This is a genomic window from Notoacmeibacter ruber, from assembly GCF_003668555.1.
GTDB lineage: Bacteria > Pseudomonadota > Alphaproteobacteria > Rhizobiales > Rhizobiaceae > Notoacmeibacter > Notoacmeibacter ruber.
In genome coordinates, this window is record NZ_RCWN01000001.1 from 842,140 (window position 1) to 865,712 (window position 23,573).

Annotated in this window: 21 protein-coding genes, 1 tRNA gene and 1 riboswitch; of the genes, 11 read left to right on the forward strand and 11 right to left on the reverse strand. The window is 61.0% G+C overall.

Features of this window, described 5'->3' with window-relative positions; all coding sequences use genetic code 11:
* Window positions 1-42: 42 nt before the first annotated feature.
* Window positions 43-1,026: a BMP family lipoprotein gene (locus D8780_RS03955; RefSeq protein ID WP_121646346.1), complete on the reverse strand. Its 984-nt coding sequence runs from the start codon at window positions 1,024-1,026 to the stop codon at window positions 43-45.
* 314 nt (window positions 1,027-1,340) lie between these two features.
* Here D8780_RS03955 and D8780_RS03960 point away from each other — a divergent pair, with 314 nt between their 5' ends.
* Together D8780_RS03960 and D8780_RS03965 are read left to right on the forward strand one after the other, a co-directional pair.
* Window positions 1,341-2,468 (forward strand): DegT/DnrJ/EryC1/StrS family aminotransferase, encoded by a 1,128-nt coding sequence (locus D8780_RS03960; RefSeq protein WP_121644454.1) that lies wholly within the window; start codon window positions 1,341-1,343, stop codon window positions 2,466-2,468.
* Window positions 2,465-3,322: a class I SAM-dependent DNA methyltransferase gene (locus tag D8780_RS03965; RefSeq protein ID WP_245412252.1), complete on the forward strand. Its 858-nt coding sequence runs from the start codon at window positions 2,465-2,467 to the stop codon at window positions 3,320-3,322. Before D8780_RS03960 ends, D8780_RS03965 begins: the two co-directional genes overlap by 4 nt.
* A gap of 45 nt (window positions 3,323-3,367) precedes the next feature.
* Here D8780_RS03965 and D8780_RS03970 read toward each other — a convergent pair whose 3' ends face one another.
* Window positions 3,368-4,348, reverse strand: coding sequence for an NAD(P)H-dependent flavin oxidoreductase (locus D8780_RS03970; protein ID WP_121644455.1), 981 nt, complete (start codon window positions 4,346-4,348; stop codon window positions 3,368-3,370).
* A gap of 169 nt (window positions 4,349-4,517) precedes the next feature.
* Between D8780_RS03970 and D8780_RS03975 the strand changes: the two genes are divergently transcribed.
* Both D8780_RS03975 and D8780_RS03980 read left to right on the forward strand, forming a co-directional pair.
* Window positions 4,518-5,489 (forward strand): D-2-hydroxyacid dehydrogenase, encoded by a 972-nt coding sequence (locus D8780_RS03975; RefSeq protein ID WP_121644456.1) that lies wholly within the window; start codon window positions 4,518-4,520, stop codon window positions 5,487-5,489.
* A gap of 13 nt (window positions 5,490-5,502) precedes the next feature.
* Window positions 5,503-6,627, forward strand: coding sequence for a cobalt-precorrin-5B (C(1))-methyltransferase (locus D8780_RS03980; RefSeq protein WP_121646348.1), 1,125 nt, complete (start codon window positions 5,503-5,505; stop codon window positions 6,625-6,627).
* Window positions 6,628-6,643: 16 nt separating this feature from the next.
* On the opposite strand, the gene D8780_RS03985 is transcribed toward D8780_RS03980, so the two are convergent.
* The gene (locus D8780_RS03985; RefSeq protein ID WP_121644457.1) at window positions 6,644-7,348 is read right to left on the reverse strand and encodes a CbtA family protein; all 705 of its coding nucleotides are present in this window, start codon (window positions 7,346-7,348) and stop codon (window positions 6,644-6,646) included.
* Window positions 7,349-7,351: 3 nt separating this feature from the next.
* On the reverse strand, window positions 7,352-7,537 hold the full coding sequence (locus tag D8780_RS03990) for a CbtB domain-containing protein (RefSeq protein WP_121644458.1): 186 nt from the start codon (window positions 7,535-7,537) through the stop codon (window positions 7,352-7,354).
* A 33-nt stretch (window positions 7,538-7,570) separates the two neighbouring features.
* Window positions 7,571-7,785, reverse strand: a riboswitch (cobalamin riboswitch).
* A gap of 91 nt (window positions 7,786-7,876) precedes the next feature.
* Between D8780_RS03990 and D8780_RS03995 the strand changes: the two genes are divergently transcribed.
* Window positions 7,877-9,160, forward strand: a complete 1,284-nt coding sequence (locus D8780_RS03995) for an amidohydrolase family protein (protein WP_121644459.1) — start codon at window positions 7,877-7,879, stop codon at window positions 9,158-9,160.
* Between the two features lie 22 nt (window positions 9,161-9,182).
* On the opposite strand, the gene D8780_RS04000 is transcribed toward D8780_RS03995, so the two are convergent.
* Both D8780_RS04000 and D8780_RS04005 read right to left on the reverse strand, forming a co-directional pair.
* A tRNA-Pro gene (locus D8780_RS04000) sits at window positions 9,183-9,259 on the reverse strand.
* Between the two features lie 118 nt (window positions 9,260-9,377).
* A complete protein-coding gene (locus D8780_RS04005; protein ID WP_121644460.1) occupies window positions 9,378-10,124 on the reverse strand; it encodes a DUF3750 domain-containing protein in 747 nt (248 codons plus the stop codon).
* Between the two features lie 101 nt (window positions 10,125-10,225).
* Here D8780_RS04005 and D8780_RS04010 point away from each other — a divergent pair, with 101 nt between their 5' ends.
* Window positions 10,226-11,233, forward strand: coding sequence for an asparaginase (locus D8780_RS04010; RefSeq protein ID WP_121644461.1), 1,008 nt, complete (start codon window positions 10,226-10,228; stop codon window positions 11,231-11,233).
* Window positions 11,234-11,240: 7 nt separating this feature from the next.
* Here D8780_RS04010 and D8780_RS04015 read toward each other — a convergent pair whose 3' ends face one another.
* Window positions 11,241-12,629 (reverse strand): TIGR03808 family TAT-translocated repetitive protein, encoded by a 1,389-nt coding sequence (locus D8780_RS04015; RefSeq protein ID WP_121644462.1) that lies wholly within the window; start codon window positions 12,627-12,629, stop codon window positions 11,241-11,243.
* Between the two features lie 168 nt (window positions 12,630-12,797).
* Between D8780_RS04015 and D8780_RS04020 the strand changes: the two genes are divergently transcribed.
* On the forward strand, window positions 12,798-13,346 hold the full coding sequence (locus D8780_RS04020) for a hypothetical protein (protein ID WP_121644463.1): 549 nt from the start codon (window positions 12,798-12,800) through the stop codon (window positions 13,344-13,346).
* Window positions 13,347-13,353: 7 nt separating this feature from the next.
* On the opposite strand, the gene scpA is transcribed toward D8780_RS04020, so the two are convergent.
* Window positions 13,354-15,498: a methylmalonyl-CoA mutase gene (scpA, locus tag D8780_RS04025; RefSeq protein ID WP_121644464.1), complete on the reverse strand. Its 2,145-nt coding sequence runs from the start codon at window positions 15,496-15,498 to the stop codon at window positions 13,354-13,356.
* The gene (locus tag D8780_RS04030) at window positions 15,495-16,931 is read right to left on the reverse strand and encodes a methylmalonyl-CoA mutase subunit beta (protein ID WP_121646349.1); all 1,437 of its coding nucleotides are present in this window, start codon (window positions 16,929-16,931) and stop codon (window positions 15,495-15,497) included. The genes scpA and D8780_RS04030 overlap by 4 nt, the downstream gene beginning before the upstream one ends.
* Window positions 16,932-17,189: 258 nt before the next feature.
* On the opposite strand from D8780_RS04030, the gene D8780_RS04035 reads away from it, so the two are divergent.
* Window positions 17,190-18,767 (forward strand): helicase HerA-like C-terminal domain-containing protein, encoded by a 1,578-nt coding sequence (locus D8780_RS04035; RefSeq protein WP_121644465.1) that lies wholly within the window; start codon window positions 17,190-17,192, stop codon window positions 18,765-18,767.
* 6 nt (window positions 18,768-18,773) lie between these two features.
* Here D8780_RS04035 and D8780_RS04040 read toward each other — a convergent pair whose 3' ends face one another.
* Both D8780_RS04040 and D8780_RS04045 read right to left on the reverse strand, forming a co-directional pair.
* Window positions 18,774-19,268, reverse strand: a complete 495-nt coding sequence (locus tag D8780_RS04040; protein ID WP_121644466.1) for an RES family NAD+ phosphorylase — start codon at window positions 19,266-19,268, stop codon at window positions 18,774-18,776.
* A gap of 8 nt (window positions 19,269-19,276) precedes the next feature.
* A complete protein-coding gene (locus D8780_RS04045; RefSeq protein ID WP_121644467.1) occupies window positions 19,277-19,627 on the reverse strand; it encodes an MbcA/ParS/Xre antitoxin family protein in 351 nt (116 codons plus the stop codon).
* Between the two features lie 209 nt (window positions 19,628-19,836).
* Here D8780_RS04045 and D8780_RS04050 point away from each other — a divergent pair, with 209 nt between their 5' ends.
* The 3 genes from D8780_RS04050 to adhP all read left to right on the forward strand — a co-directional run bounded on the left by D8780_RS04050 (window position 19,837) and on the right by adhP (window position 23,494).
* The gene (locus tag D8780_RS04050) at window positions 19,837-20,793 is read left to right on the forward strand and encodes a helix-turn-helix domain-containing protein (protein WP_199699552.1); all 957 of its coding nucleotides are present in this window, start codon (window positions 19,837-19,839) and stop codon (window positions 20,791-20,793) included.
* Between the two features lie 141 nt (window positions 20,794-20,934).
* Window positions 20,935-22,446, forward strand: a complete 1,512-nt coding sequence (adh, locus tag D8780_RS04055; RefSeq protein ID WP_199699621.1) for an aldehyde dehydrogenase — start codon at window positions 20,935-20,937, stop codon at window positions 22,444-22,446.
* A 13-nt stretch (window positions 22,447-22,459) separates the two neighbouring features.
* Complete coding sequence (gene adhP, locus D8780_RS04060) at window positions 22,460-23,494, forward strand: alcohol dehydrogenase AdhP (RefSeq protein ID WP_121644469.1); 1,035 nt, start codon at window positions 22,460-22,462, stop codon at window positions 23,492-23,494.
* Window positions 23,495-23,573 lie beyond the last annotated feature (79 nt).

Consider the following 23,573-nt stretch of genomic DNA (forward strand, 5'->3'; position numbering starts at 1 on the left):
GAAAAAGGCCGGGGAGAAGCTGCTCCCCGGCCATCCGAACGATCAGTATGGGCAGTTGCTGTCGGCCATGTAGTCGTGGACTTCAAGCTCGCCGGACGCGATCTTGGCCTTGGCCGCGTCCACGGCTTCCATCATCTCGGGTGTCACGACGTCCTTGTTGTTCTCGTCCATCGCAACGCCGACGCCATCTTCCTTCACGCCGAGCGCGACGATACCGGTGTCGAACTCACCGGATTCGGCCTCCGTAAACGCGTCGAAAACCGCATTGTCCACGCGCTTGATCATGGATGTCAGCATATTGCCGGGATGAAGCATGTTCTGGTTGGAATCCACGCCGATGCCGAGTTTGCCCGCGTCGGCTGCGGCCTGCAATACGCCGATGCCCGTGCCGCCGGCGGCGTGGAAGATCACATCCGCACCACTTTCGATCTGGCTCTTGGCCAATTCGCCACCCTTGACCGGATCGCCCCAGGCCGCCGGGGTCGTGCCGGTCATGTTCTCGATCACTTCGGCGTCCTCATTGAAACTCTTGACGCCGCCCTTGTAGCCGCATGCGAATTTGCGGATCAGCGGAATATCCATGCCGCCGACAAAGCCGACCTTGTTGGATTCAGAGGCCATCGCAGCCATGATGCCGGCGAGATAAGAGCCCTCATGCTCCTTGAAGACGATCGAGCGGACATTCGGTTGATCGACGACGGAATCGATGATGGCGAAGTCCGTGTCCGGAAATTCCTGTGCGACCTCTTCAATGGCCGCCTGCTGGCTGAAGCCGATCGCGACGATCGGGTTGTTGCCGTCCTCTGCAAAGCGGCGCAGCGCCTGTCCGCGCTGCTGCTCGTTCTGCACCTCGAAATCGCGATAGTCGTTGCCGGTTTCTTCCTTGTAGCGCTCGGCGCCGTTAAAAGCCGCTTCGTTGAACGATTTATCGTTCTTGCCACCCATGTCATAGACGAGAGCGGGCTCGGCCAAAGCCAGCGCCGTGGAAGCCATCAGCGTTGCGAGAGTAAGGATCGTACGTTTCATGGGTGTTTCCCTGATCGACATTGTTATTTTTCGCAGGAGGCTTCTCCTGCCATGGATGACCGAGTTTGCGTTGCAGCCACCGGTAGCCCATTGATCCATCACCTTTACACAGTGACAGAAGCTTGACCATGGCGAAATCGCTCAGGGCCAATTAGGGAATAGTCGGTCGTTTTGCTGCGAGGCAAAATCACGCTTGGTGCAATCGCGATACGTGAAGTGAAGCCAGGGCGCTTCGCCTTGAACTGCCTATCGTCTATGGGATTGCCAGCCTATCGCCTCGCGTGAATCGATTTTCAAAAGGAGAAAGACAGACCATGTTGCCATTCATCGATCTTGCCGCACAACAAACCCGCATTCGCGAGCGGATCGATGCCGCTATCGGCGACGTATTGGATGGTGGCGCCTACGTCCTCGGACCGGCAGTCGATGCGTTCGAGGCGGAACTGGCTGCGTTTTGCGACGCCGAGCATGCGATCTCCTGCGCCAACGGCACCGACGCCCTTCTGCTGGCTCTAATGGCGCTGGAAGTCACGGCCGGCGATGCGGTTTTCGTACCGTCCTTCACCTTTGCCGCGACGGCGGAAGTCGTTCCCTGCCTTGGTGCGGTCCCCTATTTCGTCGACATCGATCCCGTCACCTACAATATGGATCCGGAAAGCCTGAAACGGTGCATCGAGAAGGCTGCGCGGGACGGAATGCCGTTGAAAGCCGTCATTCCGGTCGACTTGTTCGGCCTACCCGCCGATATGGATGCGATCGAACCGATCGCGCGCGAAAACGGCATGGCGGTCATCTGCGATACGGCGCAGGGATTTGGCAGCCGGTATAATGGACGGATCGCTGGGGGCATGGGTGATTTGGCGACGACCTCCTTTTTCCCCGCCAAGCCTCTGGGCTGCTATGGCGATGGGGGCGCGATCACCACGAATAACGAACAACTGGCGAAGACCCTTCGCTCGCTACGCAACCATGGTGCCGGCAACGATAAGTACGACAATGTGCATATCGGCATGAACAGCCGGCTGGACTCCATTCAGGCCGCCATTCTCTCGGTCAAACTGTCGATCTTCGCCGAGGAAATCGACATGCGGCAGGAGGTCGCCCAACGATATGCCGAAAGGCTTTCGGACTTCGTCACCGCCCCGACAGTCCCGGACGGCCTCGTTTCGACGTGGGCGCAATATACGGTTCGGCTGCCGGAGGGCACCGATCGTGCAGAGCTGCAGGCGAAGCTGCGTGAGGCCGGCGTCCCAACGGCCATCTATTATCCGATACCCCTGCATCGCCAGACGGCGTATCGCCATTGGCCGCACGATCCGGCCGGCATGGAAGCGACGGATGCGGCAGCAAACGCGGTTCTCTCTCTGCCAATGCATCCATATCTCAAGGCCGAGGATCAGGATAAGGTCGCCGATGCGCTCAAAAAGGCCCTTTCGGCGTGACAGGCGAGGCGAACAGCGCGCCCGACGATATCGAGGCGGGAGAAGCAATCGACAATGAAGCGCTGGCCGAAGCCTACGAACTTGCGCTCAGCCTCGAGAAGACCGGTGAACGTGCCGGCGCGATTGAAGCCTGGCGCGCTGTGCTGGCGCTTGACCCGGCCGATCATGGCGGCGCGGCAATTCGGCTGGCCGCGCTGGGCGCGGAAGCGCCTCCGCGCAGAATGCCGGACGCCTATGTCGAAACGCTCTTCGACCAGCATGCCTCCGCTTTCGACGACATCCTCGTCGAGCAACTCGGCTACACGGTGCCGGTTCTGCTGGCCGAAGCGCTTCGCAAGGCGGCTCCCGGCCCGTATGAACGGGGGCTCGACCTTGGTTGCGGAACGGGGCTGACGGGCGGTGCGCTCTCCGAATTCGTCACCACTTTTATCGGCCTGGATATTTCCGAGGCCATGGTGGCGGAAGCGGACGATCGCGATGTCTATGACGGCCTCTATGTGGCCGAGGCCGAGGATTTTCTCGAGAATATCGGCGATGCCGAAGACGACTTCGACCTGATCGTCGCAACGGACGTCTTGCCCTATATCGGCGATCCAACGCGCCTGTTCGCCGGGATGGCCAGGAAGGCACGGCCAAGCGCGGTGGTCGGTTTTTCAACCGAGAGCTTCGAGGCCGGCGACGGCGAAGCCGGCTACCGGGTTCTGCCGACCCATCGCTATGCGCACGACCCTGTCTATATCGCCGAAGAGTTGGAAAAAGTCGGCTTCGAACTGCTCTACAATCCGGTGATTACGGTGCGAATGGAGCAGGGCAATCCCGCGCCAGGCTATCTGTTCCTGGCACGGAAGAACTGAACACGCTTTTGCCGCATGGCGGCTCGGCCTGGTTGGTCGGGCGGCTTAACGCCACCGTTTCGGACGGTTGTTCGCAAGCTGGTCCAGCGCTGCGTGATATTCCTGCTCGAGCCGATCGACATATGACGAAACCGGGCCGCGCGATTTGACGGCGCCGATGCCCTGACCGGACCCCCAAATGTCCTTCCAGGCCTTGGCTTTGCTGTTGCCGCCCGAGCCGAAATTCATTTTTGACGGATCACTCTGCGGCAAGTCGTCCGGATTCATGCCGGCTTTCTCGATGGAGCCGCGCAGATAGTTGCCGTGAATGCCGGTGAAGAGGTTGGTGTAGACGATCTCCTCGCCGGTGCTGCCGACGATCATGTCTTTATAGCCCTCGACCGCATTGGCCTCGTCCGTGGCGATGAAGGTGCTGCCGATATAGCCGAAATCGGCGCCCATGGCTTGCGCGGCTGCGACGGCCCCGCCCGTCGCGATGGAGCCGGAAAGGGCGAGTGGGCCATCGAAAAATTCCCGTATCTCCTGGATCAGGGCGAACGGCGAAAGCGAGCCGGCATGGCCCCCGGCACCGGCTGCGACGGCGATCAGTCCGTCGGCCCCTTTTTCCAACGCCTTCTTGGCAAAGCGCGTATTGATGACATCGTGAAGGACGATCCCGCCATAGGAGTGAACGGCCTGATTGACCTCGGGCACGGCGCCAAGCGAGGTGATGACGATCGGCGCCTTGTATTTCACGCACATCTCGACGTCCTGCATGACCCGATCATTGCTCTTGTGCACGATCTGGTTGACGGCGAAGGGTGCGGACGGCTGATCCGGGTTCTTCTCGTCATGCTCGGCCAGTTCCGTCGTGATCCGGTCGAGCCATTCATCCAGCACTTCAGCAGGGCGCGCATTTAACGCCGGGAAGGAGCCGACGATGCCCGCTTTGCATTGTGCTATAACCAGATCCGGTCCGGAAACGATGAACATCGGCGATGCGATGACCGGCAGGCGCAGATTTTGCAGAACGGACGGCAGAACCATTTGATTTCCTCTTCCCGAAAATGTCTTTGTCCATGCGTGATAGATTTTGACGTTTACGTCAATACGAACGCCCTATCAGACCGCGCTTCAGACGAGGATCATGGTCGTCTGAACTTGTCCCGATACAGAATTTGGCCTACCCGCCATCACCAAAGAGGGGAGAGGACCGATGGCCGCATCACAAAATCCGAAAATCGTCTTTCTGGATAGCGACACCTTCGCTGATTTCATCGAAAGGCCCCGGCCGGATGTTGCTCATGACTGGACCGAGTACGCGGACACAAAGGCGCACGAGACCATCGAGCGGTTGAAGGGAGCGACCGTCGCCGTCACCAACAAGGTGCCGATCGGCATTGATATCATCCAGGAGCTGCCGGACCTTCGGATGATCGCCGTTGCAGCGACCGGTTACAACATCATTGGGCTGGAAGCCTGCCGCGACGCGGGCATCGTGGTCTCCAATGTGAGAGGTTACGCCACCGACACCCTGCCGGAACATGTATTCGCTCTGATGCTGGCCTTGCGCCGCAATATTCTGCCGTTTCGGCAGGATGTGATCGATGGTAAATGGCACGAAGCCGAGCAGTTCTGCTTCTTCGACCATTCGATCCATGATCTGGCCGGCTCGACACTCGGCATTGTCGGGAGCGGAAGCCTTGGCCAGGCGGTCGCGAGGCTTGGCGAAGCCTTCGGTATGAACGTCCTCTACGCCGGACGCAAAGGCGTGGCCGAACCGGGGCAGGGCCGTGTGCCGTTCGATGAGATGTTGCGCCGCGCCGACATCATCACGCTTCATTGCCCGCTGACGGACGAAACGAAAGGCTTGATCGGTGACGAAGAGTTCGCGGCGATGGAGCGTTGTCCCATTCTCATCAATACGGCACGAGGCGGCGTGGTCGATGAGGAGGCCGCCGTGCGTGCGGTGGAAAGCGGCAAGGTCTCCGGCCTCGGCTTCGATGTGCTGAGCGAGGAGCCGCCGCGGGCGGACAATCCCTTGCTTGCCATCGCCGATCGCCCCAATGTCATCATCACTCCGCACGTGGCCTGGGCATCAGAGGCCGCGCAGCAGGAGGTCTGGCGTCAGACGGTTGAGAATATAGAAGCGTTTCTCGGTGGAGAGCCGGTGCGCACCGTCACCTGAGGGAGGCTTCGCGATAGGCTCGCAACCCGATCAGATCCCGGAAAGTACGGTCGGCTTGCGCCGTGGGTGGACAACGGGCGCTTGTGCGACCGCCGCTGCCAAGGCCGCCGCCTCCGCGCTACTCGGTAGCGGCTTCCTCGATCCGGTCACCATCACCTTGCCGGGCGGCCAGATGCCTGCCTTCGCGCTTGCGGAAGAAGAACTCGGCGACGGTTTCGCTCAAGCTGCCATCGTCAAGGATGCCGGTGATGATCCCGATGTGACCCATGGCGCATTGGTGCGGGTGACCGTTCGTCGGGCCGCTGGCGGCGCTGGCATACGCTTCTACGCCGGTGCCGGGGTCGGCACGGTCACGCTTGCCGGTCTGCCGATCCCGCCGGGTGAACCGGCCATCAATCCTGTCCCCCGCCGGATGATCGCCGAGACTCTGGCGGAAATCGCAGACTTGCACGGTGTCGCAGCCGATTTCGATGTGTCTGTCGGTATCGACGGCGGCGAGGCCCTTGCGCAAAAGACCATGAATCCGAGGCTGGGCATTATCGGTGGCCTGTCGGTGCTGGGCACAACGGGAATCGTGGTGCCTTATAGCTGTGCGGCGTGGATTCACTCGATCCATCGCGGCATCGACGTGGCCCGCGCCGCGGGCTTCGATCACATAGGCGGCGCGACAGGCGATGCTTCGGAGCGTGCCATGGCGCAGCGGTGTGACTTCGTCATGCAACAGATCATCGACATGGGCGATTTCGTCGGCGGCATGCTGAAATATATTCGCGCGCACCCGGTGCCGAAGGTAACGGTCGCAGGCGGCATCGCGAAAATGACGAAGCTGGCCCAGGGGCGTCTCGACCTTCACTCCAAACATGGTCGGGCCGACCTGGAAGCGCTGGCCGATTTGGTGCGGGAAATCGGCGGTGGAGACGAATTCGTTCGGCGCATCGCCGGCTCCAATACGGTGGCAGAGGCCTTTTCACATGCCACGGAAGCCCAATTGCCGCTTGGTGATGTCCTGGCTGAACGCGCTTGGACAACCGCCGCGAAAGTTCTGCGCCAAGGCGAGTTGCAACTGCTGATCTTCGACCGCGAAGGTGCATTGAGGGGCGAGAAGAAAATGGCCGGGATCGACCCGGCCATTCTCTAGATCGGTTTGTTTCGCCCTACGCGCTACGGGCTTGGGTCGCGGGCGAATGCACGGCGCTTGTTCGCCAGAAATAGGCGGCGAACGCGCCGAGGAGCGCCCAACCGACCAGAGCCACACCAAAAGCGCGAGCCGCAAAAAGCGCTGCGATTTCCGGCGGAACCGGCCCGGCGAAACTTTCCGGCTCGGGCGCGCCGATAAGGTGCGGAGCCAGCAGAAGGACGGCGGCGCCGATCCATGCGAACCAGCTTCTGGTAAAGGCGATCAGGCCGGCTGCAACGCCAGCCGCGACAACTGTGCCGACCCACCAGAACTGGCGGGCAAAGACGTCGGCAGCGGCAACGCCCGGAACTTCCGGCGCCAGGGTGAAGCCTGGCGCGAACTGGATGACGAGAAAGCCAATGGCCCCCCATATCAACCCGGTCTTGCCGTCGAGCGACTGGCCCCGCTGTTCGGCGATGGCCATCAGGGGCAACAGAAGCAGTGCATAGCCGGTGTAGAGCAACATGCTGAAAAGCACGCTGAGCCCGTCGCGCATGAGGTCGAGGCCACCAAGATCGGGATGCGCGCTGACCGCCTCTGCCCCGAAGTGGACCAATTGACCAGACTCATAAAGTTCGGCGTGCAGCAAAACCGGTTGCACGAAAGTGAGCTGGAGCAGGGCCGCGATCAGACCTGCGCCAGCACCAGCGAACACAGCGCTGGTAATCAGACGTGTGAACATGGCTTAGTGGCAGGGAAAGCCGTTGGCGTGGCGGACATCGTGCGCTGCGTCGTGAAGCGCATTGGCCTGCGCCAGCCCGACAGAAAAGACCACGCCGAGGCCGAGAACGGCCGAAAGTGCCAGGGCGATAAGGCTGGTGGACCGTGTTGCCGCTACCGGCGACGTTACCGCAGTGCTGTTCTGAATCATTTCATCTCCTTGCCTGTCCACCCGACAGGCGCTTGGTTGCATCAATGTCCGGCAGGTCTCCTGGCTCGCGGGTCGAAGCTCTGGCCTGCCTTCCCCGGCGTCTCCACCGAGTGGCGTACTGGGCCATCGCTCACCGCTCACAGTCGCGGGGGCGGCTGCATTCGAAAGCCGAAACTTCCGCTGCATTCCCTCTTGGCTCTTCCCAACCGCATGCGACGGGAAAGAGAACCGAACACGATCTCTGTAGAGGAGCAGCGAGACGGACGCAAGAAAGAGTCTGGCGCGCCTGTGTCGCACCGGCATACGCTGCGTCGAGGATAAACGCAGGGACGATGAAGCATGACGGTGGATGTTCTTCTCAAAGGCGGCGTTCTGCCAAATGGTCAGACGACGGATATCGCCATTTCCGATGGCGTGATCGCGGCCGTCGAGCCCACTATCGATGCTGAAGCCGGTGAAGTTGTCGATATCGCCGGCGATCTTGTTTCGCCGCCTTTTCTGGATCCGCATTTTCATATGGACGCAACGCTGTCTTATGGGCAGCCACGCATCAATGCGTCGGGCACCTTGCTGGAAGGCATCGCGCTATGGGGAGAACTGAAGAAGGAGCAGACCGAAGAGGAGATCGCAGAGCGGGCGTTGCGCTATTGTGACTGGGCGGTCTCGATGGGACTGCTCGGTATTCGTTCGCATGTCGATACGAGCGACGACGAAGCAATGAAAGGCGTCCGCGCGCTTTTGTCGGTGCGCGAAACCGTAAAGCCCTATCTCGATCTGCAACTCGTCGCATTTCCGCAGGACGGCTTCTACCGCGCCCCGCAAGCGCGCCAGAACACGCTGGCGGCGCTGGATATGGGCGTCGACGTCGTGGGTGGTATTCCACATTTCGAGCGCACAATGGCGGAGGGGCGGGCCTGCGTGACCGAGCTGTGTGAAATTGCGGCGGAGCGCGGCCTCAGGGTCGACATGCATTGCGACGAGACCGATGACCCACTCTCGCGCCATATCGAGCAACTGGCCTATGAGACGCAGCGGCTGGGATTGCAGGGCAGGGTGGTCGGCTCGCACCTCACATCCATGCACTCCATGGACAATTATTACGTCTCCAAGCTCCTGCCGCTCATGGCAGAGGCCGAGGTCGCTGCGGTGCCGAATCCGCTGATCAACATCACCTTGCAGGGGCGCCACGATACATATCCCAAGCGACGTGGCCTGACCCGCGTGCCCGAGATGCTGGCGCACGGTATACGCGTCGCGTGGGGGCAGGATTGTGTCCGCGACCCCTGGTACGCGCTCGGCACGGCAGACATGCTGGACGTCGCCTTCATGGGCCTCCACGTCGCCCAGATGACCAGCCCCGCGGCAATGCGGCAGTGCTTCGATATGGTCACGAGCGACACGGCGGCGATCATGGGGCTGCACGATCTTGGGCTGGAGAAAGGTAAACGCGCCAGCCTCGTCGTGCTGGATGCAGGCGATCCGATCGAGGCGATCCGCCTTCGCCCGGACCGCTTGCTCGTCATGTCGAATGGAAAGATCATCGCGCGAAAGGAGAAGCGGAAGACCGCTCTTTCCGTGCCCGGACGTCCCACCGAAATCGATCGACGACATTCGGCAGGTTAGCGGCAGAAAATTGGGAAAGCGCTGGTCGGAGTGGCAGGATTCGAACCTGCGACCCCCTCGTCCCGAACGAGGTGCGCTACCAGGCTGCGCTACACTCCGTGAACCAGTTCGCGCGGCTGTATAGCTCTGCGACCTAGCGCCCGCAAGAGGGATGCGAACGGTTTTCTTCGGCTCTCGCATTTGTAGGCCGAAGGCCACGCGGCACAAGCGTCTCCGCTTACGATAAGGGGAGGGAGTAGCGTCCCCATCCAGGAATTTTGACCGCGGGATCGGCGAAATCGAATCCTGCAACGAGCCCGAGAAACTGCAGTTCGATTCCGTAGCGCAGGCCCGCTGCGAAGCCAAAGAGGCCGCCGAGCGTCACGTGCAGATCACGCCGGTCTTCTGAGACATCGATTGCGAAAAAGCCGGGCCGGTAGTCGCGGCCCACCGCATTGGAGGGCAGGGCAGTGCGCAGCTCCGGCACTTCTTCGAGAATATGGGCGGAGAAGGAGTTAGAGTTGGGGCCTGGCCAGATGCGGTAGTCACCGACGTGATTGAACGGATAGCTCTGAACGGCCGCTTCGACCTTCGCCAATTGCCGTTCTGCCGCTGCGCCATGAAGCTCGGTCACGATGAACGGATCGTTGGAATACCAGCGGCCATCGGCGGGATAGGCGTTCTTTCGTACCGGCTGGCCCCAGCCCACCTTGTCATAGCGGTCATAGTGGCGCGCACCCGCATCTTTCGTGACGAGCCAGCTATGCACGGACAGGGCGCCTTTGAGGCCGCCGGTGCGTGCCGCCAGAACATAGATCGCGGCATCGGCCTGGCTTTCGGCGGGCGGAAGGAGGCCGGATCGGCCCCAATCGGCATCCCGCCAGCTCGCAGGACGGTCAGCCAACTCCCAGTGTATGAGCGAGGCGGCAGCCGGGAGCACGAAGATGGCAAGGATGAAGAGAAGGAGAAATCGTAGGATACGCATGGGCCGCAGAAGGAAAGGGAATTTCGCAGTCAGCGCATGTCTTTTCGGCAAAAATACGGATATGAGCGTGCGGGACTCTGACACGGGCTGGGAGGCACAAGATGGCAGATAATCCGGTTCTGGTGGAAGTGCTGCGCGGCGAGCATGTCGAAAGCCGCCATCGCGGTGCATTCGTCGCAATGGATGGTGACGGCACGACGATTCTTTCGGCAGGCGATCTCGAACGACCGGTCTTTCCCCGCTCTGCGATCAAGCTGATCCAGGCACTGCCGCTTGTGGAGAGCGGCGCTGCCGATCACTACGAACTGACCGATTCCGAACTGGCGCTCTCGGGCGCATCGCATTCCGGCGAGCCCGGCCATGTCAGAACCGCCGCCGCCATGCTGTCGAAGGCGGAGCTGACAAAAAACGACCTGGAATGTGGTTCGCACTGGCCTTTCGATACGGGCGCATCGCGCCACCTTTTCTGTGAAGGCGAAGAGCCGAATGCGCTTCACAACAACTGCTCGGGCAAGCATGCCGGCTTTCTCTGTACTTGCCGGCAGCAGGGTTGGCCGACGGGCGGTTATGTCGGGTACGACCATCCGATGCAGGAGGCCATTCGAGACGCGATGACAGCGCTGACCGGCGCTGCGCATGGGCCCGACAACATGGCAATCGACGGATGCGCGATACCGACCTACGCGATTGCCCTGACGGCGATGGCGAAAGGAATGGCGGCCATGGCGAGCGGGAAGGGCCTTGGCAAGGAGCGAGCCGCTGCGGCCAATCGCCTGATGAGCGCGGCAATGGCCGAGCCTTGGCATGTCGCCGGTTCGAAGCGAGCCTGTACGCTCATGATGCAGGCGGGCGCCGGACGCCTCTACATCAAGACGGGTGCGGAGGGTGTCTATTGCGGCATATTGCCCGAACTTGGCATTGGCTTTGCCCTGAAATGCGAGGATGGAACGACACGAGCTTCGGAGGCAATGGCGGCAGCCCTGGTTGCCAAACTCTTGCCGGATGGTGATCCGCTCGCCCAGCGCCTGTCGGCTATGGCGCGAACGCCGATCCTCACCCGCAAGGGCGATGTGGTGGGCGAGATCAGGCCAACTGCTGCGCTGGCCTGACGGCCTTCTAGCTGACGCTGTTTCTGGCGATGGTAAGATGGTTGAAGAGGTCGGCAACGGCCTCTTCCGAAAGACCGGCAAGATCGTCGCTCGCACGCTCAGTCCAGCGGTAGCCGACGATTGCGCCCTGCGGCACAGCCTGGAACGTATTGCCTGTGACGACTGCTTTGCCGGCTCCTTCCGCCACGGTTACAGCCAGACCGACGGGACTTTCGCGCACGACGTTTCCCGTCATCGAGACCGCGCGAAGATAGGGGCCCCATCCCGCCGCCATGCCGAACCGCGCCGCCTTTTCGACAACGTTTGCCGCGACGGCCGTGTCGGCCTCGACCGCGATGCCTATGCCAAATCCGGCTGCATCTTCAGCAGTCGGTCCGTGGTCGACGATGTTGCGGACGATGTTGGACGAAACGCTGGAGAGGCGGCCGCCCGAGTCGAAATTGACAACCGAAATGCCGTTGGCCGCGCCATCGATCAGATTGCCGTCAATGATCGATCCGGTCGTGCCGAATTCGGCATAGAGGGCGGTTTCTCCTGAGCGGAGACACTGATTGCCGCGCGCGATCATGCCCGAGGCAGTGTTGCCGCGGATCGCCGAGAACGCGCAATCGGTGACGATATTATCCGCAACGATTACATTTTGAGCGCGATAAATGTTGATGCCGTTGCCATACTGGCCCGTACCGCCGGAAGCCGCGCCGATTTCGGAAATCCGGTTGCCACGGATCTGCGTGGCATCTTCGCCTTCCTCCCAGCGATGCACCAGAATGCCGCCATCGCCGCATCGTTCGACGGTATTTCCCTCGATCGAGAGGCCCTCCGACTGTCGCGCGAAGAGGCCGATGGAAGCGGCGCCGGAAATATGATTGTCGCGAAGAAGACCGCTCGCGCCTTCGATCTGAAGTGCGGTCTTGCCCGCCCCGACGACCTCGCAGCCGGTCATGTGGACCTCGCCCGGCTGCCGCAACTCGATCAGCGCTTCGCTGTCGTCCGAGAGCCATCGGTTCTGGCCATCGATCGAAAGGCCGTCCAGCGTGATGTGAGCGGCGTTTTCAGCCCGAAAGAGGAAGCCGCGTCCGCTGTATCGGATTCGGGTCGCGCCCGGCACGCCGGAAAGGCGGGTGCGCTTCGGCAGGCGGATATTCGAAAGGGGATAGACGCCCGGCGGAAGGTCGATCGGCAGATTGCGACGGTCGGCCTCGTCGATCATGCGCTGAAAGATCGCGCTTTGATCGTCGGTCGCATTGGGGCGCAGGCCGAATTCGGTGGCGTCGATTCCGCCACGCAGCCGCGCCTTCGTAATAATGGAGCCCTGCGCGCCCGCCGGTATGGTCGAAGCGGAAAGGGTCAGAGCCGAGGCACCCAGCCCCAAAATGAAACATCGCCTGTCCACCATCGACACATTCTCCGCTTTCATGACCGGTCTGGAAAGTGCGTTGCAGAAACCATGCCGTTTCGACTGCGGATTGTTGTTCGACAAAGAGAACGAAAGTCGCGTCGCGTATAGCAACGACCGCCGACTATTCTACATCTTGTGGCAGAGAACGAGACGGACGCCTCCGCAATGGAAAAGCCGCTTTACGAGCAAACCAACTTGACGCTTACGCGTGTGCTCCATTTCATCATCGGCTTCGTGCCACTGATCATCGGACTCATCGTGGCGCTCGGCCTGCCATGGTTCTGGTATCACGATCTGGCCATGGTGCCGGAAAACGTCCGTCCTTACGTGATCGTGATCACATTCGGCATCATTCTGGGCGGCTGGGCCTTTATTGCCGTCGTCGTAAGGCAGTTCTGGTTGACGCCCGTCTCCAATCTGCGGCTTTGGCGCCACCGCGCCGTCATCGAGCACAGCACGCCGTTTCGCCGTAGCTTCGAATGGATCGAACGCGGTGATCTTTTACAGGCCGATGTGGTGAGCGAGCCCTGGATGGAGGGCATGGAGACGTTTCACATCGTCCTGCGATTCATCAATGGAGACACCGAGGAGGTCGGCGGCAAGATGACGGTGCGCGCCGAGGCCTCCCGACTGGCCGGTCTTCTCGAACGTGAGCTCACAGATCCGCTGACCTTCGACGATCAGACGATACCGGCGGCAACTGGCGGAAGGTGACGGCGGCCTAAGCCGCTTTATCCTTGTCCATCAGCATATCGATCAGGTCCATCGCGGCCTCCGGTATCTTGGTGCCTGGCCCAAAAATAGCCGATGCGCCGGCTTCCTTCACGGCCGCGTAATCACCGGGGGGAATGACGCCGCCGGCGATGATGAGAATGTCGCGGCGGCCGGCGCGGTCCAGCGCCTTGCGCAGTTCCGGCACCATGGTCAGATGCCCGGCAGCGAGCGATGACGCGCCGACCATGTGGACATTGTGGCTGACGGCGAGGTCCGCCACTTCTTCCGGTGTCTGAAACATGGCACCGACCACGACATCGAAACCGAGATCGCCAAAAGCCGTGGCGACGACCTTCTGGCCGCGATCATGGCCGTCCTGTCCCATCTTGGCGATCAGGATACGCGGCTTGCTGCCATGCCGCTCGGTGAAGGTGAGAACCCGTTCGGCCGCTTTTTCGAAAGTGGGGTCAGCCTCGGCTTCCTTGCGATAGACGCCTGAAATCGTCTGAATTTCGGCCATATGCCGGCCAAAGACCTTCTCCAATGCAAGCGAAATCTCGCCGACCGTCGCCCGCGCCCTGGCCGCCTTGACGGCATAGGCGAGGAGATTGGCATCCTTGCCCTCGCGTTCGGCGGCCTTGGTCAACTCGTCGAGCGCCGTTTCGACGGCAGCAACATCGCGTGTGCCCTTGAGTTCCTGCAACTTGGAAAGCTGACGCGCGCGCACCTCGGCATTGTCGACTTTCAGCACGTCGACTTCGATGTCCTTTTCAGGAGCATGGACGTTGACGCCAATCACCGCTTGCTGCCCCGCATCGATCCGGGCCTGGGTCCGCGCAGCGGCTTCCTCGATCCGCATCTTGGGGATGCCCTTTTCATTGGCGGCCGCCATGCCGCCGAACTGTTCCACTTCCTCTATGTGGGAAAGGGCGCGGCGGGCGAGGTCTCGCGTCAGCTTCTCGACATAGGACGATCCGCCCCAGGGGTCGATCATCGCGGTTGTCTGGCTTTCTTCGGCCAGGATCAACTGCGTGTTGCGGGCGATCCGCGCCGAATGATCGGTCGGCAGGGCCAGTGCCTCGTCGAAGCTGTTCGTATGAAGGCTCTGCGTATGGCCCTGCGTCGCCGCCATGGCTTCGATCATGGTGCGCATGATGTTGTTGTACGGGTCCTGCGCGGTGAGCGACCAGCCCGACGTCTGACTATGAGTTCTGAGGGAAAGCGATTTGTCGCTGTTCGGCGAGAAGTTCTTCTTCATCAGTGCCGCCCAGAGGAGGCGCGCGGCGCGCATCTTGGCGACCTCCATGAAGAAGTTCATGCCAACCGCCCAGAAGAACGAAAGGCGGGGCGCGAAACTATCGATATCGAGGCCCGCCGCCACGCCGGCGCGTGCATATTCGATACCATCCGCAATCGTGTAGGCCAGCTCCAGATCGGCCGTCGCTCCGGCTTCCTGCATATGGTAGCCGGAGATCGAGATGGAGTTGAAGCGCGGCATGTGCTCGGCCGTATAGGCGAAGATGTCCGAGACGATCCGCATCGAGGGCTTGGGCGGATAGATGTATGTGTTGCGGACCATGAACTCCTTCAGAATATCATTCTGAATGGTGCCTGCGAGTTTCTCCTGGCTGACGCCCTGTTCTTCCGCTGCGACGATATACAATGCCATGATCGGCAGCACTGCGCCGTTCATGGTCATCGAAACGGTCATCTCGTCCAGCGGGATCCCGTCAAAGAGGGTCTGCATGTCTAGGATGGAATCGATGGCGACACCCGCCATTCCGACATCGCCCGCCGCACGCGGACTATCGGAATCATAACCTCGGTGCGTCGCCAGATCGAACGCGACCGAAAGACCTTTCTGTCCCGCGGCCAAATTGCGGCGATAGAAGGCGTTGGATTCTTCTGCGGTGGAAAAGCCTGCATACTGACGAACCGTCCAGGGGCGCTGGACATACATGGTCGAATACGGCCCACGCAGAAAGGGAGCGGCCCCCGGCATCGTGTTGAGGAAAGGCAGCTTCTCGCGATCCTCGGAACCGTAAACCCGCTTGACCGCGATACCCTCCGGCGTGGTCCACTGGCCCGACATTTTCTCATCGGGCAGCGAAGTGGGCTTTTTCCATTCGATCTTCGAAAAATCCGGTGTCATTCGCTTCCCCCCAACATTTCGTCCATCCGCATCGGGGACAGGCGCTCGCAGAAGACGCTCCCATCCTCCGGCACGGGTTGCCGCTCCGCCGGCAGTGTCTGTACGACCCGCTCTTTATCCAAAGGATGAAGCGAGGTGCCGACGATCTTACGGTCGCCGTGTCGATAGGCCTCAGCCCTTTTCTCGCGGGCCTCTTTCACGCGTCGCTGAAAGTGGCCGTCCCGCAGGGAATGAAGCAAACCGCCTTCATCCTGCAGCCTTCGCATCTCTTCCCATCCTGCGCGCGCCAGTTCGTCTGTGAGCTGTTCCATACCGCCGGAGCCGGCCGCCGGATCGGCGACGAAGCCGAGATTGCTTTCGTCGCGAAGCAGCAATTGCGTATTGCGGGCGAGGCGCCGCGCAAATTCGTCCGGCAGGCCGTGAGTGATCGTATGCGGAAGAACCGAAACGCTGTCTGCCCCGCCGACGGCCGCAGAAAAGGCTGCAATCGTATTGCGCAGAATATTGGTCTCCGGATCCTTCACCGTCTGCATCCGGTAGGACGTTTCGGCGTGGATATGCGCCGGGATGGCTTCGACCTGGCACTCTTCCAGAAGACGGGCCCAGATCAGCCGAAGGGCGCGAATTTTCGCGATGGTGAGATACTGGTCATGCGTGGCCGAAAGGGCAAAGCCGATATGGGGCGCGGCATGAGCGATGGGCTGTCGCGCTTCTTCGAAAATACTGAGATGGGCGATTGCGACAGACGCCATTGCGCCGAGTTCCTGTGCCTCGGTCGCCCCGGCATTGTGGTAGACCCGACCATCGGCTTCCAGAAGAACCCCCGGAACCTGCATGGCGAAGAAATGGGCAAGCGATTGCGGCAAGCTCGCAGCCAAGGCTTCAAGGCTCATGCGAAGACGGCCTGTTCCGCCGAAGGTTGCGGCCGAATCGATCCCGAAGGAAAGTCTCAGCTTCGACGGATTGATCGCCCTGTTGCTAAGATTCTGGACCAGCCAATCCATGGATTTGCGTGAGGCGGGATGCACGTCGATCCGGAGCGCAATATCGTTGACCGGCAGATCCTTCAACAATCTGGAAAGCGTTTCCTCGCTGGCGGGAAGGCCGTATCCAAAGGCATTGGGCGCGCCTTCGAACACAAGGGCGAGGCCGCTTGCACCGCCGCGCAAATCCGTCTCGATCTGCTGGCGGGCGCGATCGACATCAGGATCGTCCACACGCTGCGCGATCGACCAGTTCCGAGTCGGTTCGGCGCGGCTCAGAATGCGAGGTTCGGCGGGTTCGAACAACGGGCCGAGCGCAATGCCGTCATCGCTACGATTGACGAGATTGTCCTCGAAGTCTCCGCCGCGCAGCGCTTTTTCAGCCAGCTTCCGCCACGACTCCATATCTACGGGTGCAAACTCTGCATTGCGAAGAAGAGCGGCGTCCATAAGTCTCCCACCTTGCTGGAACGGCATCGATAGCTGCGGATCGGTCGCGTCGTTTTCGCGTGCTTCACCCATGTCCGGCAAGTCAGTATTTGGTCTGAAGCACGAAAAATGAAAGTGTTACCTCAAAAGGTTGCGAGGATTTTGCCCCCGTCGCAAAGATCGGAGCCGGGCTGACATTGAGGCGATCGCGGCCGCAATGCTATAGGTTTTGGCGGATGACGAGGCGCAGTGGGTGGCAGATAGGGGACCCTCCTGAACATGATCGCAGCGGACGAGATTTTTATCGGCGCGAGCCGTGATACGGACGACGCATACAAGAAGGCGGAGGTGCTGAAACTCGCCTATGCCAATAGGCACGGCCTGATTACCGGTGCCACCGGAACCGGTAAGACGGTTTCCCTGCAGATTCTGGCGGAGGGCTTTTCTCAGGCGGGCGTCCCCGTGTTCGCTGCCGACGTCAAGGGCGATCTTTCGGGTATAGCCGCGCCCGGCGAAACGAAAGCGTTCATCGATCAGCGCGTTGCCGATATTCGTATGGAAGAGGAGGGCGGTCTGAATTTCGAGCGGTTTCCGACGATCTTCTGGGATCTGTTTGGAGAACAGGGGCACCCGATCCGCGCAACTGTCTCGGAAATGGGGCCTCTTCTTTTGTCGCGCCTGATGAATCTGACCGATGCTCAGGAGGGTGTTCTCAACATCGCCTTCGAACTGGCGGATGAGGAGGGCCTTCTGCTTCTCGATCTGAAGGATCTGCAGTCGCTTCTGACCATGGTCTATGAGCGGCGAAAGGAACTGTCTTCCAGATATGGGAATGTTGCGTCCCAAAGCGTCGGCGCAATCCAGCGCTCGCTTCTGGTGCTGGAACGGCAGGGCGCGGAGCACTTCTTCGGAGAGCCGGCGCTGAAGATTGCCGATCTGATGCGCACCGACCGCGATGGCCGGGGCATGATCAACATTCTGGCAGCCGAAAGGCTGATGATGAACCCGCGTCTCTACGGCACATTCCTGCTGTGGCTCCTCTCCGAATTGTTCGAGGAACTGCCGGAGGTCGGCGATCCGGAAAAGCCGAGACTGGTGTTCTTCTTCGATGAGGCGCATTTGCTGTTTGACGATGCGCCCGATGTTCTGATTGAGCGGATCGAGCAGGTCGTCCGGCTAATCCGCTCGAAGGGAGTCGGCGTTTATTTCGTGACGCAAAACCCTCTTGATGTCCCCGATACGGTCCTGTCCCAGCTTGGCAATCGCATTCAGCACGCGTTGCGTGCCTATACGCCCCGCGAGCAGAAAGCGGTCAAAACCGCGGCGGAGACCTTCCGGCCCAATCCCGACTTCGATTGCTACGAGGCCATCACGAAGCTGGGCGTCGGTGAGGCGCTCGTTTCCACCCTCGAAAGCAAGGGCGTCCCCTCCATCGTGCAAAGAACGCTGATCCGCCCGCCATCCTCTCGCATCGGACCGCTGACCGATCAGGAACGGGCCATGGTGATGGGCGGAAGCCCTGTCGCCGGCATCTATGACCAGCCGGCGGATCGCGAGAGCGCATACGAGAAGCTGGAAAAACGTGCTGAAAAGGCCGCTTTGGACGAAGCGGAGGCCGCCCGCCGGGACGAGGCAGAGGAGAAGCGCGACGAGGAGTTGCGCGAGGAGCAGCGGGAAGAAAAGACGGGCTGGTTCGAGAATGTCTTTGGAACGCGCTCGTCCAGGCGGAGCGGCTACAAGCGCCAAGGTTATGTGGAAGCGGCTACGAAAAGCGTGATCCGCTCTGTCTCCAGTCAGGTCGGCCGGCAGATCGGCAGAGCGGTTGTTCGCGGTATTCTTGGGGGGCTGAGGCGCTGAGTCGCGTCAGGATAGCCTGTGCTCATCGTCGATCAGTTGCAGGCGCGAGGGCGGCTTCGTGCCCCATTTCCAGAGGACGAGGTTCACGGCGTCGGGTCCGCTTCCCTTGGCAAAACTGCGAACCCGCAGCCCGTTATAGCCTCGTGCAATGAGAGTACGCGCAAAACGCTGCGTGCGTGCTTCGCCTTCTACCTGCATCTGATCGCGCCAGTCGGGAGCCGCCAGAGTGTCCAGAGTGAACCCTTCGGCTTCGAGTGCATCGCTGTCGGCTGTGTCGAAGATCATCTCGATCCTGGCGCGATAGCAGACGAGCGTCGTGGGCTGGAGATCGCCTACCTGATTGGCCTCGCGCAAAGCGGTTTGCACGGATGTCGACAGATAGAGCGCGGGCGTACCCTTCGGATTGAAGCGTCCGCCATAGAGTTCTGCGCCGCGTCCCGACATCGGTGTGCGCGCAAACACCGGATTGAGCGCCCGGTAGAGTTTTCCCGAATAGACCAATGCTCCGGTCAGGCGTAAACGCCGGCATCGACGGCGTCGATGAAGTCCATTACCTCTTCGGCGCGCCCGTCACGCACAAGCTGCATGGCCGTTTGACCGGAAAATCCCGGCAAGGGCTCGGATCGATACCAGGCATAGGCCATCAGGGCGGAACCGAATCGTGGCTCGACCTTATTGACGATCTCGACCATCTCGCGCAGGCGCCGCTGGGTCTTGTCGGATCGCACCCGATCCTTGCGTTGTACGGCATCCTTGCCAAGACCCACGGTCCGGGCAATTTCCTCGCTCGTCGTACGGAACGCCTTTGCAATCTTGCCTGGGGCGAAAAGGCCCTGATCGGAATAGGCTGTGAGGCTCATCTCGGCCCCCTTCTTTTGTGCCGGTCTCTTTGACGCAATATAGCGTCAATTTCAGCGGCGTTCAACAGAGCGCCCCCAAAGTTCGAGTCAGAGGACTCAGGTACGTCCCTTCCGAAAGGATATTTGTCGGCAGACGGAGACTGTGCCAGCTTGTCGGTGCGGTTCCGGTCCTCGCCGCCCGGCGCCGGATAGGCATGGGAGGATAGATCATGAGGCTTGGTGGTCGTCATGTAGACCGGGTCTTCCGCGTCGTCGGATCCAAGTCGGACGCGGCCTGTTCTCCCTTGGCCGCATCCTGGCGTCGCTCGATGGAACATTATGGCCTGGACCCGGCCACTAATGCCGCCCCCGACCTCGTCGAGGCACCCGATCTGGCGCAGCGGCAGGGTGAACTCGGATCTTTCCTGGCCCTGGCAGCCCCGAAACTCGACCAGCTCTTCGGGCTTGTCGGCGCCTCCGGATGCGGTGTTCTGCTGACCGATGCGGCTGGCGTAGTGCTCGACGGTCGCTGCGCCGAAGCCGACGCTGCGACGTTTCGTGAATGGGGCCTGCATCCCGGTGCGGACTGGAGCGAAGCGCGCGAGGGAACCAACGGCATCGGAACGTGCCTCGCCGAAAAGCGCCGTATCATTATTCATCGTGGCGATCACTTCATGGCCCGCAACACGGCGCTCAGTTGCATGGACGCGCCCATTTTCGGCGTTGACGGTCATATTCTCGCGGCGCTCGATGTCTCATCGGCGCGGGTCGACGAAACCGAGGGCTTCAATCGGCTGCTAGCTGCCGCTGTCGCTCAATCGGCCCAGGCGATTGAAGCTGCCAACTTCCGGGCCTTTTTCCCCGACGCCCGTATTATAACGGCCGAAAACGACGAGACGGAAACCCCCGTGCTGCTCGCGGTGGATGAGGACGATCTGGTGATCGGTGCGACCCGCGCGGCGCGGCGCGCCTTCGGGCTGGAATTGTGCGGTCCTTTCAAGCCAAGGCCGGCGGCCGACCTGTTCGGACGAGACGACGATCCCACGGCATTCGAGAAGGCCGAGCGTTCCGCCTTGATACGTGCGCTTGCCCGCTCGGAAGGAAACGCCTCGCAGGCCGCCCGCGCGCTCGGCATCGGCCGTGCTACGCTTTACCGCCGCATGCGGCATCTCGGCATTCAAAAGTAATTCCACGCAACTGTCTCACCATTGAGACAATACGCGAGGAAAGCCCGCTTGTGCCGGCTTTCAGCCCTCTGCGACCCTGTCATGATGACCGTTCGCCGGAAGGAGGATCCGGCAATGAGCGGAGGAATATCCATGAATATCATGACGAAGCCTGAAAGCATTTACGTATCGCCCTTCAAGGAGCGTTACGACAACTTCATAGGCGGCGCGTTCGTCGCGCCTGTCGACGGTGCCTACTTCGACAATGTCACGCCGATCACCGGACGGACGGTTTGTCAGGTCGCACGATCAGGGCCGGCCGATCTGGAAAAGGCTCTCGATGCCGCGCACGCCGCCAAGGCAGGATGGGGTGCTACCCCAGCCGCCGAGCGCGCCAATACACTTTTGAAAATCGCCGATCGGATGGAGCAGAATCTCGATCTTCTGGCACGCGCCGAGACTTGGGATAACGGCAAACCGATCCGCGAAACGACGGCGGCCGACATCCCGCTCGCCATCGACCATTTCCGGTATTTCGCCGGCGTTCTGCGGGCGCAGGAAGGCACGATGAGCGAGATCGATGCCGATACGGTCGCCTACCACTTCCACGAGCCGCTCGGTGTCGTCGGGCAGATCATCCCCTGGAACTTCTCCATCCTGATGGCGGCGTGGAAACTTGCGCCTGCTCTGGCTGCCGGCAACTGCGTCGTGCTGAAACCAGCCGAGCAGACGCCCGCCGCGATCATGGTGCTCGCTGAACTGATCGCCGATCTGCTGCCCGAGGGCGTGCTGAACGTCATCAATGGTTTTGGAGCGGAGGTCGGTTCCGCGCTGGCAAGCAGTCCACGGATCGCCAAGATCGCCTTCACCGGGTCCACCGAGACCGGCCGCAAGATCATGAAGGCGGCGACCGAAAACCTCATTCCCGTGACGCTCGAACTGGGCGGCAAATCGCCCAACGTCTTCTTTTCGGACGTCATGGCCGAAGATGACGCTTTTCTCGACAAGGCGATCGAAGGATTTGTTCTCTTCGCGTTCAATCAGGGCGAAGTCTGTACCTGCCCGAGCCGTGCGCTGATTCAGGAAGACATTTATGAGGCATTCATTGCCCGCTGCATCGAGCGCGTGAAAGCGATCAAGCAGGGCGATCCGCGTCATTCGGATACCATGGTTGGTGCACAGGCAAGCCGGGAACAGCAGGACAAGATCATGTCCTATCTGACCATCGGTGTGGAAGAAGGCGCCGAAGTGCTGGTCGGCGGCGACGCTGCCCGGATGGACGGCGATATCGCGGACGGATTCTATATTCAGCCGACGATCCTCAAGGGCCACAACAAGATGCGGGTCTTCCAGGAGGAAATCTTCGGTCCCGTCGTCTCGGTGACGACCTTCAAGGATGAGGCGGAGGCGCTGCAGATCGCCAACGACACCATGTACGGCCTCGGGGCCGGTGTCTGGAGCCGCGACGCCAATCGCTGCTACCGCATGGGGCGTTCGATCGAGGCGGGCCGCGTTTGGGTCAACAACTACCATGCCTATCCGGCACATGCCGCTTTCGGCGGTTACAAGCAGTCCGGCATCGGTCGCGAAAATCACAAGATGATGCTCGACCACTATCAGCAGACCAAGAACATGCTGGTGAGCTACAACCCGAACAAGCTCGGATTCTTTTGATGGAGGTCGAACAATGTCGAAAACCATGAAAGCAGCCGTGGTCCGTAAATTCGGCGCGCCGCTTGAGATCGATGAGGTGCCCGTTCCGGAAGTCGAGCCCGGCATGATCCAGGTGGCGATTCAGGCATCCGGCGTCTGCCACACCGACCTCCATGCCGCTGAGGGGGACTGGCCGGTCAAGCCCGAGCCTCCTTTCATTCCCGGTCATGAGGGCGTCGGCTTCGTCTCCGCCGTGGGCGAGGGCGTGACCCATGTGAAAGAGGGCGACAGGGTTGGCGTACCCTGGCTCTATACAGCGTGCGGTCATTGCCGGCATTGCCTTGCCGGCTGGGAAACGCTCTGTAAGAGCCAGAAGAACACCGGCTACTCGGTCAATGGCGGTTTCGCCGAATACGTCCTCGCCGATCCCGGCTATGTTGGACATCTGCCCGACAATGTTGGTTTCAACGAGATCGCCCCGGTCCTTTGTGCCGGCGTCACGGTCTATAAGGGCTTGAAGATGACGGAGACGAAGCCGGGCGATACAGTGGCGATTTCCGGTATTGGCGGCCTCGGCCACATGGCGGTGCAATACGCCGTGGCGATGGGCTTGAACGTTGTCGCGGTGGATATCGACGACGACAAGCTCGATCTGGCGCGTCGTCTCGGGGCGAAGATGACGGTCAATGCCCGTTCCTTCGACGATCCGGCCGCAGAGGTGATCCGCGAAACGGGAGGCGGTGTGCAGGGTGTTCTCGTGACAGCCGTTAGCGAGAAGGCATTCGAGCAGGCGGTCGGCATGGTCGATCGTGGCGGAACCATCGCGTTGAATGGTCTGCCGCCGGGTGATTTCCCCCTCAACATCTTTGGCATGGTGCTGAACGGGGTGACGGTTCGCGGCTCGATCGTCGGCACGCGGCTCGATCTGCAGGAATCGCTCGACTTCGCTGGCGATGGCAAGGTGAAGGCGACGATCGACACCGCGCCGCTCGACGACATCAATGCGATTTTCGAGCGCATGAAAAAGGGCAAGATCGAAGGTCGGATGGTTCTCGATCTGACGCACTGAACTAATCCTGGCGGCCGGCTCGGCGCTTTTCCGGGCCGGCCGCGTTCAGTTTTAAGGCTTGAGGGTGGATTCAGGTGGC

Excerpts from the sequence above, each read along its gene's own strand:
- D8780_RS04020 (WP_121644463.1), top strand. The coding sequence starts at position 12,798 with ATGGAAAAGCCGCTTTACGAGCAAACCAACTTGACGCTTACGCGTGTG.
- D8780_RS03960 (WP_121644454.1), top strand. The coding sequence starts at position 1,341 with ATGTTGCCATTCATCGATCTTGCCGCACAACAAACCCGCATTCGCGAG.
- adhP (WP_121644469.1), top strand. The coding sequence starts at position 22,460 with ATGTCGAAAACCATGAAAGCAGCCGTGGTCCGTAAATTCGGCGCGCCG.
- D8780_RS03985 (WP_121644457.1), bottom strand. The coding sequence starts at position 7,348 with ATGTTCACACGTCTGATTACCAGCGCTGTGTTCGCTGGTGCTGGCGCA.
- scpA (WP_121644464.1), bottom strand. The coding sequence starts at position 15,498 with ATGACACCGGATTTTTCGAAGATCGAATGGAAAAAGCCCACTTCGCTG.
- D8780_RS04010 (WP_121644461.1), top strand. The coding sequence starts at position 10,226 with ATGGCAGATAATCCGGTTCTGGTGGAAGTGCTGCGCGGCGAGCATGTC.
- D8780_RS04035 (WP_121644465.1), top strand. The coding sequence starts at position 17,190 with ATGATCGCAGCGGACGAGATTTTTATCGGCGCGAGCCGTGATACGGAC.
- D8780_RS04015 (WP_121644462.1), bottom strand. The coding sequence starts at position 12,629 with ATGGTGGACAGGCGATGTTTCATTTTGGGGCTGGGTGCCTCGGCTCTG.
- D8780_RS03955 (WP_121646346.1), bottom strand. The coding sequence starts at position 1,026 with ATGAAACGTACGATCCTTACTCTCGCAACGCTGATGGCTTCCACGGCG.
- D8780_RS03995 (WP_121644459.1), top strand. The coding sequence starts at position 7,877 with ATGACGGTGGATGTTCTTCTCAAAGGCGGCGTTCTGCCAAATGGTCAG.
- D8780_RS03970 (WP_121644455.1), bottom strand. The coding sequence starts at position 4,348 with ATGGTTCTGCCGTCCGTTCTGCAAAATCTGCGCCTGCCGGTCATCGCA.
- D8780_RS03990 (WP_121644458.1), bottom strand. The coding sequence starts at position 7,537 with ATGATTCAGAACAGCACTGCGGTAACGTCGCCGGTAGCGGCAACACGG.
- D8780_RS03975 (WP_121644456.1), top strand. The coding sequence starts at position 4,518 with ATGGCCGCATCACAAAATCCGAAAATCGTCTTTCTGGATAGCGACACC.
- D8780_RS04030 (WP_121646349.1), bottom strand. The coding sequence starts at position 16,931 with ATGGACGCCGCTCTTCTTCGCAATGCAGAGTTTGCACCCGTAGATATG.
- D8780_RS04050 (WP_199699552.1), top strand. The coding sequence starts at position 19,837 with ATGAGGCTTGGTGGTCGTCATGTAGACCGGGTCTTCCGCGTCGTCGGA.
- D8780_RS04005 (WP_121644460.1), bottom strand. The coding sequence starts at position 10,124 with ATGCGTATCCTACGATTTCTCCTTCTCTTCATCCTTGCCATCTTCGTG.
- D8780_RS04045 (WP_121644467.1), bottom strand. The coding sequence starts at position 19,627 with ATGAGCCTCACAGCCTATTCCGATCAGGGCCTTTTCGCCCCAGGCAAG.
- adh (WP_199699621.1), top strand. The coding sequence starts at position 20,935 with ATGACGAAGCCTGAAAGCATTTACGTATCGCCCTTCAAGGAGCGTTAC.